General features: G+C 72.7%; 10 protein-coding genes. 3 read left to right on the top strand and 7 right to left on the bottom strand.

Annotation, left to right across the window (positions count from 1 at the left end):
- Window positions 1-10: 10 nt before the first annotated feature.
- From AB0C22_RS29910 to AB0C22_RS29900, 3 genes are all read right to left on the bottom strand, one after another.
- The gene (locus tag AB0C22_RS29910; RefSeq protein ID WP_357538262.1) at window positions 11-2,368 is read right to left on the bottom strand and encodes a low temperature requirement protein A; all 2,358 of its coding nucleotides are present in this window, start codon (window positions 2,366-2,368) and stop codon (window positions 11-13) included.
- Between the two features lie 262 nt (window positions 2,369-2,630).
- Window positions 2,631-4,001 (bottom strand): ricin-type beta-trefoil lectin domain protein, encoded by a 1,371-nt coding sequence (locus tag AB0C22_RS29905; protein ID WP_308290936.1) that lies wholly within the window; start codon window positions 3,999-4,001, stop codon window positions 2,631-2,633.
- 319 nt (window positions 4,002-4,320) lie between these two features.
- Window positions 4,321-5,379, bottom strand: coding sequence for a polysaccharide deacetylase family protein (locus AB0C22_RS29900; RefSeq protein ID WP_357538260.1), 1,059 nt, complete (start codon window positions 5,377-5,379; stop codon window positions 4,321-4,323).
- A gap of 242 nt (window positions 5,380-5,621) precedes the next feature.
- On the opposite strand from AB0C22_RS29900, the gene AB0C22_RS29895 reads away from it, so the two are divergent.
- Complete coding sequence (locus AB0C22_RS29895) at window positions 5,622-6,317, top strand: histidine phosphatase family protein (protein ID WP_219470454.1); 696 nt, start codon at window positions 5,622-5,624, stop codon at window positions 6,315-6,317.
- A 5-nt stretch (window positions 6,318-6,322) separates the two neighbouring features.
- Here AB0C22_RS29895 and AB0C22_RS29890 read toward each other — a convergent pair whose 3' ends face one another.
- The 4 genes from AB0C22_RS29890 to AB0C22_RS29875 form a co-directional block, all read right to left on the bottom strand.
- Window positions 6,323-8,476, bottom strand: a complete 2,154-nt coding sequence (locus tag AB0C22_RS29890; protein WP_357538258.1) for a peptidase domain-containing ABC transporter — start codon at window positions 8,474-8,476, stop codon at window positions 6,323-6,325.
- Complete coding sequence (locus AB0C22_RS29885) at window positions 8,473-9,465, bottom strand: TIGR04500 family putative peptide maturation system protein (RefSeq protein ID WP_219465208.1); 993 nt, start codon at window positions 9,463-9,465, stop codon at window positions 8,473-8,475. Before AB0C22_RS29885 ends, AB0C22_RS29890 begins: the two co-directional genes overlap by 4 nt.
- On the bottom strand, window positions 9,462-10,457 hold the full coding sequence (locus tag AB0C22_RS29880) for an MvdC/MvdD family ATP grasp protein (protein WP_219465207.1): 996 nt from the start codon (window positions 10,455-10,457) through the stop codon (window positions 9,462-9,464). The genes AB0C22_RS29885 and AB0C22_RS29880 overlap by 4 nt, the downstream gene beginning before the upstream one ends.
- 71 nt (window positions 10,458-10,528) lie before the next feature.
- Complete coding sequence (locus AB0C22_RS29875) at window positions 10,529-10,699, bottom strand: putative ATP-grasp target RiPP (RefSeq protein ID WP_208564974.1); 171 nt, start codon at window positions 10,697-10,699, stop codon at window positions 10,529-10,531.
- A 132-nt stretch (window positions 10,700-10,831) separates the two neighbouring features.
- Between AB0C22_RS29875 and AB0C22_RS29870 the strand changes: the two genes are divergently transcribed.
- Together AB0C22_RS29870 and AB0C22_RS29865 are read left to right on the top strand one after the other, a co-directional pair.
- Window positions 10,832-12,241 carry a helix-turn-helix transcriptional regulator gene (locus tag AB0C22_RS29870; protein WP_357538255.1) on the top strand — a complete coding sequence of 470 codons (1,410 nt, stop codon included), beginning with the start codon at window positions 10,832-10,834 and terminating at the stop codon, window positions 12,239-12,241.
- Window positions 12,242-12,586: 345 nt separating this feature from the next.
- Window positions 12,587-14,068 carry an endo-1,4-beta-xylanase gene (locus AB0C22_RS29865; protein WP_357538253.1) on the top strand — a complete coding sequence of 494 codons (1,482 nt, stop codon included), beginning with the start codon at window positions 12,587-12,589 and terminating at the stop codon, window positions 14,066-14,068.
- Window positions 14,069-14,105 lie beyond the last annotated feature (37 nt).

Below are 14,105 nucleotides of genomic sequence, written 5' to 3'. Positions count from 1 at the left end.
CCCACCCGGCTCACGTCCGGGCGGGCCGCCGGGTCCGTGGGTCACCCTCCTGCACCGCCTCGACGACGGCGAAGACGACGCCGATCACGGTCAGCAGCAGCAACGAGAGCACGGACGGCAGCGCGACGGTCACCGGCGCGAGGACGGTGACCACCCCCGCGCCGATGAGCCGGTGGGGGCTGACCGTCCGGAAGATCCGCAGCCAGAACATCTGGTTGCCGAGCAGGTACAACGCCACCCCGAAGAACAGCATGTAGTGGCCCAGCAGGGCGCTGTGCCGCTCCTGGGACGCGGCCAGGGTCTGGTGCAGGCCGTAGGCGATCAGGACGATCCCGGCCATCATCGGCAGGTGCAGATAGGTGTACGCGTCCCGCGCGGCGCGGACCCGACGGTCCCCCTCGTAGGCCTCGAGGGCGATCCGGGCCGCGTCGATGCCGGTGAAGTAGCTCCACCAGATCGTGCCGAGGGCCACCACCGACGCGACGACGACGACCAGCGTGGGGGCGGAGATCGGCACGTTGTTGATGGAGATGCCGACGGAGAGGACCGCCTCGCCGACGGCGATCAGGATGACCAGGGCGTGCCGGTCGGCCCAGTGCCGGACCAGCCTGATCCGCCACAGCCGCCCACCGGCCCAGTACCCGGCGACGTACTGCACGAGCAGCGCGGCCACCCAGAGCAGCGTGATGGCGGGGTGCCGGGCGGCCGTGTCGGGGGCGGCCAGCTCGACGACGGCGATCACCAGCAGGATGGCGATGGTGACGGTCGTGGCGACGAACCGTTTCCGGGTGCCCCGCAGGTCGGAGTTCTCCCGGACGAGCTGCCGGAAGATCAACCCCTGCATGAGCTGGATGCCGATGTAACACCCGACGACCAGCAGCGGGCCCGAGAGGCTGCCGGGCAGGGGGACGAAAGCCTGCGGGATCGCCAGCCCGATCAGCAGCACCGCCGTCATGATGCCCGCCGTGCACAGCCGCACCACCGTGCTGTCGTGCCGTACGGAGTTGGCGAGCCAGGTGTACGACGTCCAGGCCCACCACAGCAGCGCCAACAGGAGCATGCCCTGGGCCAGGCCGAGCAGGGTGGGAAACCGGTTCATCACCGCGGTGACCTCGATGAAGGCGTACACGAACACGAGGTCGACGAAGAGTTCCCGGGGGTCGACCGTCCCGACGTGGAGGCGCTCCTGCTCGATCGACTCGTGAAGTTGCCGGTGTTTTCGCCGGAAGAGGGTGTTGTCCAGCACCAGCATCGTGCAGACGGCGGCGACGAGCACCACCAGCGCCTGCACCGCGGTCAGCCGTCCGACCACCGTCAGCAGCGCCGTCAGCAGCGCCACCCCCACCAGCGGACCCCGACCCAGCAGGCGGATCGCCCGCCACTCCACCGCGACGAGCGCGCCCAGATAGAGCAGCACACCGCCGTACAGGATGGCGACGCCGGCCGACGGCCACGGCTGGGTGCTCTTCGGGGTGGTGTGTGTGTTGAGGTACTTCAGCCCCAGCGCGAAGAAGATCAACCCGCCGATCATGGGCAGGTGCAGCCCGCTGTAGACGTCCCGACCGACCCTGGCGCGGTCCCGCCCGGAGCTGGCCCGCAGGGCCCGTTCGATGATCACCTTGGCCAGGTCGAAGTAGCTCCACCACAGCGCGAAGACCACGGTGATGCCCAGCACCGCCCCGACGGCCAACTCGGGGGTCACCGGGCGGTCCACCCCGAGCCCCTCGCTGGCACCGATCGAGATGATCGTCTCGCCGAGCGCGATGAGCACGATCAGGGCGTGCCGTTCGGCGAAGTGCCACGGTGAGACGACCCGCCAGCCACCCTTGCTGGCTACCACGAGGATGAGCGAGTCGATCATGAGAGCGCTCGCGAACAGCACAGCCTGCACCAGGGTGGCGTCGACGATCGCCGGCAGCAGCGGCGGCACCAGGTAGGAGGCGAGCAGCACCAGCCCACCGGCGATGAAGATCGACCAGGCGGCGACCACCGACGGCCGGCCGCCCTCGCCCCGGTGGCTGACGAACGTGAGGACGACCATGGCGGTCGCCCGGATCAGCAGATATCCGCAGATCAGCACCATTGGGCCGGGCAGTCCGCCCGCCCGGTCGGTGAACGCCTCGGGTATCGCGACCCCGATCGCCAGCAGGGCGGCGGCGATGCCGAGCATGACCGGGGGCATGATCCCCCGGTCGAGGTGCACCACGTTGCCGAGCCAGACACACGGGGTCCAGCAGTGCCAGAGTAGGAGGATCACGAGCACGCCCTGGACCAACCCGAGGGGGCTGAAATGCTCGGCCATCAGCGTGGTGACGGCCAGGAACGCGAACACGAAGAGTAGATCGACGAAGAGCTCGACCCAGCTCACATCGCCGATGGCCCCGGGGTCACGGGCCACCAGACGCCGACCCCCGGCTGTCGGGTGTGGCGCGGGATCATCCCTCCGCACCCGGTAAGCCTCGCAAACCGGACACGGCTTGTCCCGTCAACGTCGATTAGCGGTGCGAACGGTCGGCGCCGAGCGGAAGTCACCTCCGCCGCGTACGCCACCGGGCCGGGCCGGCGCCTCCCCGGATGCGGGAGACGCCGGCCCGGGTCCGCGCGCTGCGGGAGCGGTCGCCGGTCGACCGTCAGGTCAGGGGCGTCAGGGTGAACCGTTGGTTGGTCTGCCCGTGACAGTCGTAGAGCTGGACCTGCGCCCCGTTGGCCGTGCTCCAGACGTCCAGGCACCGCCCGGACTGCACGCTGCTGATGGTGCCGTTGGCGTTGACGTTCCACTGCTGGTTGGTCTGGCTGTGGCAGCCGTAGATCTGGACCGCCGCGCCGTTACCGGAGCCCGCCGCGTCCAGGCACATGTCGCCGTACACCCGGAGTTGTTTGTTCGTGGTGTACGTCCACGACTGGTTGGTCCCGCGGTTGCAGTCCCAGAGCTGGACCCGGGTGCCGTTGGCGCGGGAGGCGTTGGGCACGTCGAGGCACCGGTTGGACTGCGCGCCGACGATCAGGCTGGCGGCGCCGGGCGGGTTGCTCGGCGGCGGCGTGGTCTGCGGCGGGGTGGTCGGGATCGGCGGCGGGGTGTCCGACGGGATCGGCGGCGGGGTGGTCGACGTCGGCGGCAGCAGCGGGCACGTGCTGCGGTAGCTGACCACACCGCTGTTGTCCGCCAGTGGGCAGAGGAACTGGCTGTACCGGGCGTCGTTGTCGACGAACATCTTGAGGAACGGCAGCATGGTCCGGATCAGCACCGGGTTCGACCGGCCGACCATGAACCCGTGGTCGGCCCCCGCGACCTCCAGGTAGGCGCTCTCGGTCGTGGTCGGGAGGCTGTTGTAGAGCCCGGTGGCGTAGGACGGGGTGACCACCGTGTCCGCCTGCCCGGCGAAGACCATCGTGGGCACCCGGTCGTTGGCCAGGTTCGACGACGGCGAGTACGGCGCGATGCCGACCGCCGCCTTCAACGCCGGGCGGCGCAGCGCCGCGCTGAGCGCCCCGCCACCACCCATCGAGTGACCGGAGACGGCCAGCCGGTTGGGGTCGATCCGGTCCCGTACCGGGCTCTGCTGCACCAGGTAGTCCAGCGCGGCGAGCAACTGGGTGCCCCGGGCCGTGTCGAAGTCGTTGCGGCTGTTGGTCTCGATGCCGATCACGACGAAGCCGTGCGAAGCCAGCCACGGCCCCATCCAGGCCAGCTCGACGGAGAACAGCGCGGTGTAGCCGGGCGAGATGGCGACCGCCCCGAAGGTGCCCTGGCTGGTGTCGGTCGGGTAGTAGATCCGACCGCCGTTGAAGCCGTACCCGGTCGGGACGGCGACCGAGGTGTTGGCGAACGGGCCGTTCACGGCCGCGACGCTGCTCCGGGTGGGGTCGGGGCCCCGCTGGTACGGGTTGTCGGCGGCCGACGCCGTCCCGGTCGCCACCGTCATGGTGAACAACCCGGCGACGGCGGCGGCGATCCCGGCCGTGACCAGCGTGAACAGCCTTCCCCGCCGACGGGGGGACACCCGGGCGGGGTGGGGCTGCTCCGGGGGCGGAGAGTGGGGTACGTGTCCGCGCACTGTCGGTACCTCCTGGTGGTGGATGGTGGGTGGCCCCGTAGCGTGCTGTTTACGTTCACGATTATCGATGGATTTCAGGTTGGCAGGTAATCCCGGGGTTTTCAACCGGTAGTTTCGAGCAGGTGACCCGATAGTTTCGAGGTCGTCTCCGGGGGTCACGGAACGGCCCTCCCCGGACGCCGTGGAGACGTCCGGGGAGGGCCGGTGGTCGGGACGGGGTCCGAGCGCGGCGCCCCGGGCCGGTGACTCGACAGCGGCGTGCCGGTCAGCCCGTGGTGCAGGAGCGGATCTGTGGCCGCGCGCCGCTGTTGCCGTTCATCATCGTGGTGAAGCCGAAGGTGTTGCCGCTGCCGTTGGACCGCATCGTCATCACGTAACCGGAGCTGTCCCAGCTGGGCGTGCCGTTCCAGGTGGTGTTGACCTTCTGCGGCGCGGTCAGCGCCACCACCACCGTCCAGTTGCTGCCGCCCTGGACCGTCACCGAGGTGTTGTACCGGTCGCCCCACACGTTCGGGTACGTCGCCGTCGCGGTGCACGTCCCACCGGCCGGCGGGGTGGTCGGCGTGCCGGTGGGCGGGGTGGTCGGGGGGTTGGTCGGCGGGGTGCCGTCCGGGGCCACCGCCCGGCCGGTGCTCGGCGAGATCATGCCCGGGCAGAGGCCACGGCTGTTCAGGTTGGCCATGATCTGCGGAATCGCGTCGCGGGTGTTCTGGATGCCGTCGTGCATCAGGATCACCTGGCCGTTCTGGAGCCGGCCGGCGTTGGAGACGATCTGGCTGACGCTCGCGCCGTTCCAGTCCTGGGAGTCGACGTCCCAGATCACCTGGCGCATGCCGAGCGACGAGGCGACCGACTGGAGGGTCGAGTTGGTCTCGCCGTAGGGCGGGCGGAACAGTTGCGGCCGTACGCCGGTCGCCGACTGGATCGCCGAGTTGGTCTGGGAGAGGTCGGACTGCATCTGGCTCTGACCCATCGAGGTCATGTGCGCGTGGTTCCAGCTGTGGTTGCCGATCCACATGCCGGCGTCGACCTGGGCCCGGGCGGCGGACGGGTTGCCCTGCACGTTCTGCCCGACGTTGAACATGGTCGCCCGGACGTTGTTGGCGCGCAGCACGTTCAGCAGCGCGCCGGTGCTGCCGGTCGGTCCGTCGTCGAAGGTGAGGCCGACGTAGCCGTTGCAGGCGGCGGCGCTGGACGGGGTGGCGGAGACCGCGACGCCGACGGCGCCCAGCGCCACGGTGGTGGCGAGCACCGCCAGCCGGACGGTCAGGCGGGAGGCTCGGGAGCGGGACGGGTAACCGGAGTCACCGGTGCTGGAGATCATGCGCAGGTCCTCCTGGGGGCGGTGCTGCCTGGGGATGCGGGGTTCTATCGAGATGCGTTGATGTCGCTGTGAATCGGAGTATTGCAGCGGCGTTTCGAACGCGTCAACGACTTTCGGAAACTTTCGGAAACGTGTTCGGTCGGGGCGTCGAGGCCGGCGCGCTGCCGGGTACCGCCGTCGTTCCCGGCAGCGTCCCGCCGCCCGGGGTCGCCCCGCGCCGGCTGCTGCCGGACAGTGGAACGGTGGACACCGTCGCGGAGTTGACCATCGTCCGGCACGGGCAGAGCGTCGCCAACGTCGCGTTCGCCGAGGCCCACGCGCGGGGCGTCGCCACCCACGGGCTCACCGGACGCGACGCCGACGTCCCGCTGTCACCACTGGGCCGGCGACAGGCCACCCGGCTCGGCCGCTGGCTCGCGGCGCAACCCGCCGACCAGCATCCCGACCACGTCGTCTGCTCCCCGTACCGGCGGGCCCGGCAGACCTGGGCGCGGGTGGCGGACACCGCCGCGGCCCTCGGCGTCACCCCGGCCCCGGTCGACCTCGACGGGCGGCTGGTCGACCGGCTCATGGGGGAGCTGGAACTGCTGACCCCGCTGATGATCGCCGAACGGTTCCCCGCCGAGGCGGCCCGGCTCGCCGCCGACGGCCTCCATGCCTACCGGCCACCCGGCGGTGAGACGTTCGACGACGTCGCCGCCCGCGTCCGCGCCGCCCTGGCCGACCTGCACCGCCGGCACGCCGGCCGCCGGGTGTGGGTGGTGGCCCACGACGCCGTGGTCGTCGCCGCCCGGCACGTCCTGGAGGGGTTGTCGTTCGCCGACCTCGACGCGGTCCTCGCCACCACCCCGGTCGCCAACACCTCACTCACCCGCTATGCGTCCACCCACGGCCGCCTCGACCTCGTCGAGTTCGCCGCCGTCCCGCACGCGCCGTGACCGGCTCAACGGACCGGATCGGGCCACGACCCGACGGCACCGGGTACCCCGGCCAGCCGGGCGAACGGCCCACCGGCGGTCAGCAGCACCCGGGGCGGTCCGCTCTCCACCAACCGCCCCCGGTCGAGCACCAGCACCAGGTCGGCGTCCGCGACCGTCGACAACCGGTGTGCGATGACCAGTCGGGTCATCGGCAGCGTGCGCAGGCTCGCCTCGACGGCCGCCTCGGTCACCGCGTCCAGCGCGCTGGTCGCCTCGTCCAGGATGAGCAGGGCCGGGTCGGCCAGCAGCGCGCGGGCCAGCGCGACCCGCTGACGTTGCCCGCCGGACAGGCCGACGCCACCGTCGCCGAGGTGGGTGTGCAACCCCATCGGCAGGGCCGCCACGTCCTCCTGCAGCGCGGCGAGCCGCAGCGCCCGGGCGACGGCGGCGTCGGAGGCGTCCGGGCGGGACAGCGTCAACGCCTCCCGCAGGGTGCCCGCGCCGAGGTAGGTCCCCTGCAGGACCACCCCGATCTGCCGGCGCACCGAGGACAGGTCCAGCGTGGCCAGATCGTGGCCGTCGACGCGGATGCACCCCCCGGTCGGGGCGTACAGGCCGGTCAGCAGGCCGACCAGGGTGCTCTTGCCGCTGCCCGAACCGCCCACCACCGCCACCTTGCTGCCGGGCGGGATCACGGCGGTGACGTCGCGCAACGCCCAGGGCGACCGCCGGTCGTACCGGAAACTCACCCCGTCGAGGGTGACCAGGCCGGTCAGCCTGGGTGCGGGTACGCCGGGAACGGGTTGCTCCAGCGGTGCGTCCGCGATGTCGGCCAGCCGGTCCATGGTGGGCGCGAGCAGGGTGAACGACGGCAACCGCTGGGCCAGCGCGACCGCCGGGGTGATCGCGGCGACCGCGAGCGCGGACAGCCCGGCCGTCCGACCCGGCGAATCGGCCTGCCCGACCGCCACCAGGAGCATGAGCACCGGGCTCGCCATCGACCAAGCGGCGAGCAGCGCATCCGCGACCGCCGACAACCGGGCCAGCCGGTGCGCCGCCCACACGCCCCGGTCGAACGACTCCTGCCAGCGCTGCCGTACCCGCTGCTGGGCCCCGGCGACCCGGATCGCCGCCATGCCCTGCACCGCGTCGGCCAGCCGGGCCGCCTCCTCACCGGAGGCGAGCAGCTCCTCCCGTTGCAGGGCACCGGAGCGGCGGCCCACCCACAACGCGGTACCCGCCTGGACGGCGATCACGGCGGCGGCCACCAGCCCCAGCACCGGTGCCAGCACCGTCACCACGGTCAGGTAGCCGACCACCAGCAACCCGTCGAGCGCGGTCGCCACCAGCGCCGACGCCAACAGGTCCCGGACACCGGCCACCGCCCGGACCCGGTCGACCAGGTCACCGGCGGACCGGCGGTGGAAGTACCGGTAGACCACCGCGAACAGCCGGTGCACCGTCTCGGTGCCGAGCCGGCTGCCGATACGCCGTTGCAGGGCGGTCACGGTCAGCCCCCGGGCCAGGGACAACGCCCCGGTGAGCACGGCCAGCGCGGCGACGGCGACGAGCCAGGACGCCGCCGGGGGCATGACGGCGTCGATGAGCGCGGCGGTCGCCCACGGTACGGCCAGGCCGGTCGCGGTGAGCAGCACCGAGGTCGCCGCCAGCAGCGCGAGCAGGCCGGTGTGCCGACGCAGCACCGGCACCAGCAGGTCGCGTACCGGTGACGGGGCCGGTGGGACCGGCGGGGCGGGCCCGTCGGGTGCGGCCAACAGCACCACTCCGGTGGTCCCGGCGGAGAACTGGGCGGGTGACAGCCGCCGCCGACCCACGGCCGGGTCGACGACGTCGATGCCGCGCCGGCCCACCCGCTCCACCACCAGGTAGTGGTCGCCGTTCCAGTGCGCCAGCAGGGGCATCGCCAGTTCCCTCAGCCGGGTGGCGTCCCGGCGCAGTGCGGGCAGGGCGATCGCCCGGCAGCGCAGCCCGTGCTCCTGCGCCGCGTCGCGCAGGTCACGCAGGCTCAGGCCGTCCCGGCCGACGTCGAGCCGGGCCCGCAGGTACGACGCCGGGACCGCCCGACCGCAGGCGGCGAGCAGCATGGCGAGCGCACTGGGCCCACAGTCGGTGGCGGCGACCTGGAGCACCACCGGCACCCGGCGCGGCCCGGTCACCGGACCCGGGTCGTCCGGTCCCGGGGCAACCAGAACCACTCGACGTCGGTGTCGGCCCGGCGCTGCGCCAGCCACTCGTCGAACATGGCCCGCTCGACCAGCGCCCGGGTGTCGTCGTCGAGGACGGCCGGCTCGCGGTCGACCACCACCGCCGTCACCGCGGTCCCCGCGATCGTGGTCGGCACCGGCCCGGTGGCGTCGCGCAGCTCCGCCGGGGCCGCGACCGCCACCGGCCGCAGGACGCCGGCGGCCCGGCCGGCGCGGACGGCGGCGGCCACCGTCGCGAGCGCCGTCGCGCGGTCGGTGGGGGGCGTCCCCTCGGCGGTCCAGGCGATCAGGAGCCGGTCGAACGTGGACCGGTGCGCGGCGAACCACTCCGGCAGCCGGTCACCCACCACCCGGGCCCGCAGCCGGGCGACCGCCACGGTGTGCGCGACCAGGTCGGCGAAGTCCTCGGCGGAGAGCCCCCGCTCGGCCAGCCACCGGGCGGTCGACTCGGCATCGAGCAGCCCCTTGGCCCGGCGGTACGCGTCGGCCGCCGCCTGTAGTTCGCCGTCGTCGACCTCGACCGGGTGCTGCTCCAGCTCCTCGGCGACCAGGCCGGTGTCGACCAGCCGGGCGAGCACGTCGTGGTCGTACCAGAGGAAGTCGAGGGCGGTGAGCGCCTCGCCCACCCGCAGCGTCCGGGTGCCGACCCGGGCGAGCTGGTGGTCGGAGTGCCGGACCGCCCCACGAAGCGGCCACGGCAGGGCCGGCGTCGGGCTGTACGCCACGGAGACCGTGCCGGCGGGTTCGCGCAGCAGCACGTCGAAGGAGACGGAGCCGTCGGCGACCTCCTCGTCCCGCACGATCGCCGGATCGGCCCCGGGCCAGCGCTCCCGCAGCGGGGTGAGGCGTCGGCGGGCCTCGGGCAGGCCGGCCCGGTCGACGGTCAGCTCCCGCACCAGGGTGAGGGCCGCGTCGAGCAGGGCCGGGTCCAGGGTGGTCATGTGGTGGCTCCGGGGGTGGGGGCGGGCGTGGTGAGCAGGTCGACCACGGCGGCGGTGATGGGCAGCCCGGTCTCCTCCTCCACCCACAGGTACTGGCCGCTGGGGTTGATCTCGAGGTAGACGTACCGGCCGTCAGGGGTGACGATCAGGTCGAGGGCGCTGTAGCGCAGGCCGAGCGCGCGGGTCAGCGCCACGCACCGGGCGGCGACGTCGGCGGGCAGGTCGTAGCGGCTCAGGGGGGTGTTCCGGTCGTCCTGGCGACGCCAGTCGTGTCGGGCGTGGTTGGACCGCTGGGAGTCGATGGCGGCGGTGAACACCCGGTCGCCGACGACGGTGACCCGCAGCTCGACCCGCTTGGGCACCCGTTCCTGCGTGATGAGGGGGCAGTGGCGTACCCCGTCGACGTGGCCGACGTCGCGGTGGGTGACCGGTTCGGTGAAGCGCATCAGTTCGTCGCGGAGGCTGGTCAGCCCGACCTGCTTGGTGATCATCCGACCGCCGGTGTGGTCGAACAGGTCGAGCACGGCCCCGGGGTCGTTGCCGACGGCGGTGGCCGGCACGTCGAAACCGAGGCGCAGGGCGAGCTGGAGCTGGCGGACCTTCTGCTGGGCCCGCAGCACCACCGGCCGGGCGGCGGGCAGCGCCGGCACGTCGAGGGTCTCCCAGACGTCGCCGACGAACTGCCGGCTCTCCTCGACCACGAAACCGGCGTGGGGTTCGCCCAGGTGGGCCGGGGCGACCGGGATGCCGGGGCGGCGGAACCAGACGGCGGTCACCGTGTCGAGGTCGAGGACCCGGTCACCGGTCCCGAGCGGGTCAGCGTGCCGGACCAGGGTGCGGGTCAGCCGACCGTCCCGGATGGTCACCGACAGCGATGCGCGGGACGGCACGTCGGCCGGGTCGAAGCGGACCCAGTGGACGCCGCGCCGGCCCAGCTCCACCTCGGCCGCGTCGGCGTGCACGTCGTCGGGGGCGGTCAGGATGAGGATCATGGGTGCTCCGGGCGGGGGCCCGCCGACGGTCCGGCCACCCGGGGGTGGGCCGGATCGCCGACGGTGACGGATCAGAAGTCGGTGTCGGTGTCCGGTCGACCCCCGCCGGGGATGTCGTCGATGGTCTTCGACGAGCCCGCGCCGTTGCGCGGCAGCCCACCGAGCATCCCGGCGAGCTGCTCGTCGGCCAGCTCCACCCCGTCGGCGGGAATGGTGTCGATCTGTACGGTCCTGCGCTTCATGGTGTTACCTCTATCTGGTTCGCAACGCCGGCCGGCCGGCTGGACCGGCTGGTGCGAGCAGTCTGTGCCGACCGGGGTGAGCTGGGCACCAGGGAAATCCCCAGGGTTGGTCCCGGGTTCTACGCTCGGCCGGTGTCCACCGAGATCACGGCCGAGCGCCTGCTGTCGGCGGCCGACCGTGCCGACCCGGATCAGTCCGCGCGCCTGGTGTTCCAGGCGTTCCTCGCGCTGTCCCGCACCGCCGACCGCGACCGGTTGCTGGCGTTGCTGGACCGGGTGCGGCGGGCCCACGAGGTGAGCGGTTCGGCGCGGACCGAGCTGATCTACCGCACCCTGGCGGGGACGGCGGCGACCCGGGCCGGCCTCGCCGAGGGCCCGGAGCACCTCGACGCCGCCGTACGGATCTTCGACCGGCACGCCTTCGGTGACGACCCGGTGCTGGTCGAGTGTGCGCTGACCGCGGTGATGACCCTGATGCGTCCGCACGAGGCGCGGCGGTTCGCCCCGCTGCTGGCCGACCTGGACCTGACGCCGGTGGACCGGGCCCGGATGCTCGCGCTGATCGGGGTGGGCGACGCCTGGGCCGGCAACCTCGTCCGGGGCCAGGCCGAGCTGCGGGAGGCGGCCCGGTTGGCCGGGCAGTGCGGCAGCCTCGACGTGCAGGCCGAGGTGACCTCCTGGCTGGCCAAGTGCGACGCGCTGCGTGGTGACCTGGACGATGCCGCCGTCCACCTGGACCAGGCCCGCGAGCTGGCCGCGCGGGTCGGGTCGGCGTGGGTCGCCCACCACCTGCCCGAGTGCACGGCCGCGCTGGCGTTCGCCCGGGGTGACCGGGAGACCTGGGCCGGGCTGCTCGAACTCGTGGTGGCCACCGACGTCGGCGCGACCGCCGGCCTGCAGTACGAGCACCGCTGGGAGCTGGCCACCCATCACGCCCTGGCCGGCCGACCCGGGGTGGCCGGTGAACTGCTCGCCGGGGTCGACGACCCGCCCGTCTCCTGGCCGGGTGGGCCGGTGCTGCCGGCCTGGCGGGCCTGGATCCTCGACCCGGACGCGGTCGGGACGACGGCGGCGCTCACGGCTGCGCTCGACCTGCTGACCCGACCCACCGAGCAGTTGCTGGCCGCCCGGCTGGCCTGGCTGCTCGGCACGCACCACGGTCGGGCCGGCCGGCGGGGCGGGGCGGCCCGGTTGTTGGAGCAGGCGTGCGCGGGTTACGCCCGCACGGGTGCCGCCGGGATGCTGACGCTGGTGATGCGGGATCTCCGGGCGCTCGGCGGCGCACCCGTCGCGGGCCCGTCGGGGGTGGACCTCTCCCCGGTCGTCGGGCCGGTGTTCGGGGCGCCCCCGGGCGGGCCGACGTTGACCGAGGCGGAGGCCCGGGTCGCCACCGCGATCGCCAACGGGCTCAGCAACCGGGAGGCGGCCCAACGGCTCTTCCTGTCGGTCAAGACGATCGAGTTCCACCTCGGCAACATCTTCCGCAAACTCGGGGTCCGTAACCGCACCGAGCTGGCCACCCGGCGGGTCCGTGCCCGCTGAGGGCGACGTCTCCGGGTGGTCGGGCGGTGGCGCAGGGTGTCGGGCCGCCGGGACCCTCCCGACACCTGTCGCAGATCGAATGCATTCGATATAACATCACCGCAGGGCAGCGTCACCCCGCACGGGCGTACGACGCGGAGTGTTCGCGATCCACCGGGCGGACCGGGCAGCCGGCCGGTGGTCACCGATGAGGACGCGGCCGGGTGAGTGCCGGCCCGGCGTCCCCTGTGTCGTGCTGGTCCCGCGCGGCGAGTGCGGTGCTCCGGTCGTCGACCCCACAACGATCGGCCGGTTCCGTGCTGGTGCGGCGACGGACCAGACAGAACACCGAGAGGAAACGCACAGATGAACGACGTACCCGCTCCATCGAAACGCCTTACCAGGAGCAGCGTCAGGCTGCTGCTGGGCGGGGCCTGCGCCCTGGCGATCACCGTGACCTCGATGGTCGTGGCCACCACCGCCCAGGCCGACCTCAGCGGGCCGCCCGGGACCACGCTGAAGGCCGCCGCCGAGCGCAGCGGCCGGTACTTCGGTGCGGCCATGGGGGCGGACCGGCTCAACGACTCCGGCTTCCTCAACATCGCCAGCCGCGAGTTCGACATGATGACGGCCGTCAACGAGATGAAGCCCGACGCGACCGAACCCAACCCCGGGCAGTTCGACTTCAGCAGGGGTGACGCGATCTACAACTGGGCCACCCAGCGCGGCATGCGGTTCCGGGGCCACACCCTGGCCTGGCACGCCCAGCAGCCGCGGTTCTGGGGCAGCCTCAGCGGCAGCGCCCTGCGGCAGGCGATGATCAGCCACATCAACGGCGTGATGGCCCACTACAAGGGCAAGCTCTACGCCTGGGACGTGGTGAACGAGGCGTACGCCGAGAACGGCAGCCGACGGTCGTCGAACCTCCAGTCCACCGGCAACGACTGGATCGAGGTGGCGTTCCGCACCGCGCGGGCCGCCGACCCGTCGGTGAAGCTCTGCTACAACGACTACAACATCGAGAACTGGACGTACGCCAAGACGCAGGGCGTCTACAACATGATCAAGGACTTCAAGGCCCGCGGCGTACCGGTCGACTGCGTCGGTCTGCAGACCCACTTCACCGGGGGCAGCTCGCTGCCGGGCAACTTCCAGCAGACGCTGTCCAGCTTCGCCGCCCTCGGGGTGGACGTGGCGCTGACCGAGGTCGACGTCACCAACGCCTCGACCAGCCAGTACCAGGGCATGACCCAGGCCTGCATGAACGTCCCGCGCTGCGTCGGCATCACCACCTGGGGCATCCGGGACAGCGACTCCTGGCGGGGCAACGAGAACCCGCTGCTGTTCGACCGCAACAGCAACCCCAAGCCGGCGTACACCTCCGTCCTCAACGCCCTCAACGCGGCCTCCACCACGGTGCCGGGGACGACCACCCCGCCGCCCACCACCCCGCCGACCAGCGCTCCGCCGACCACCCCGCCCACCACGCCACCGACCACCCCGCCGACCAGCGCTCCGCCGACCACGCCGCCGCCCACCGGGCAGCCGGGTGGCTGCGCCGCGACGTACCGCACGGTCAGCAGTTGGAACGGTGGCTTCCAGGCCGAGATCATCGTGACCAACGGCTCCGCCGCCATCAGCGGCTGGACGGTGCAGCTGACGATGGCCAGCGGACAGACCATCGTCAACGTCTGGAACGGCACCAACACCGGCAACAGCGGCGCGGTGAGCATCCGCAACGCCTCCTACAACGGCGCCCTCGGCCCGAACGCCTCGACCACCCTCGGTTTCCTGGCCAACGGCAGCAGCAGCACCGCGCCCGGCAACATCTCCTGCGCCACCGCCTGATCCCCCGCACCACCGCCTGACGGCGGGCACACCACCC

Origin of the sequence: Micromonospora sp. NPDC048894 (assembly GCF_040649765.1) — a bacterium.
GTDB lineage: Bacteria > Actinomycetota > Actinomycetes > Mycobacteriales > Micromonosporaceae > Micromonospora > Micromonospora antibiotica.
The sequence above is the reverse complement of the archived record's forward strand: the minus strand, read 5'-3'. Positions and strand labels throughout refer to the sequence as shown.

What these genes read in the sequence shown, in the direction of transcription:
- AB0C22_RS29900 (WP_357538260.1), bottom strand. Translation starts at nt 5,379, where the DNA reads ATGATCTCCAGCACCGGTGACTCCGGTTACCCGTCCCGCTCCCGAGCC.
- AB0C22_RS29885 (WP_219465208.1), bottom strand. Translation starts at nt 9,465, where the DNA reads ATGACCACCCTGGACCCGGCCCTGCTCGACGCGGCCCTCACCCTGGTG.
- AB0C22_RS29880 (WP_219465207.1), bottom strand. Translation starts at nt 10,457, where the DNA reads ATGATCCTCATCCTGACCGCCCCCGACGACGTGCACGCCGACGCGGCC.
- AB0C22_RS29875 (WP_208564974.1), bottom strand. Translation starts at nt 10,699, where the DNA reads ATGAAGCGCAGGACCGTACAGATCGACACCATTCCCGCCGACGGGGTG.
- AB0C22_RS29865 (WP_357538253.1), top strand. Translation starts at nt 12,587, where the DNA reads ATGAACGACGTACCCGCTCCATCGAAACGCCTTACCAGGAGCAGCGTC.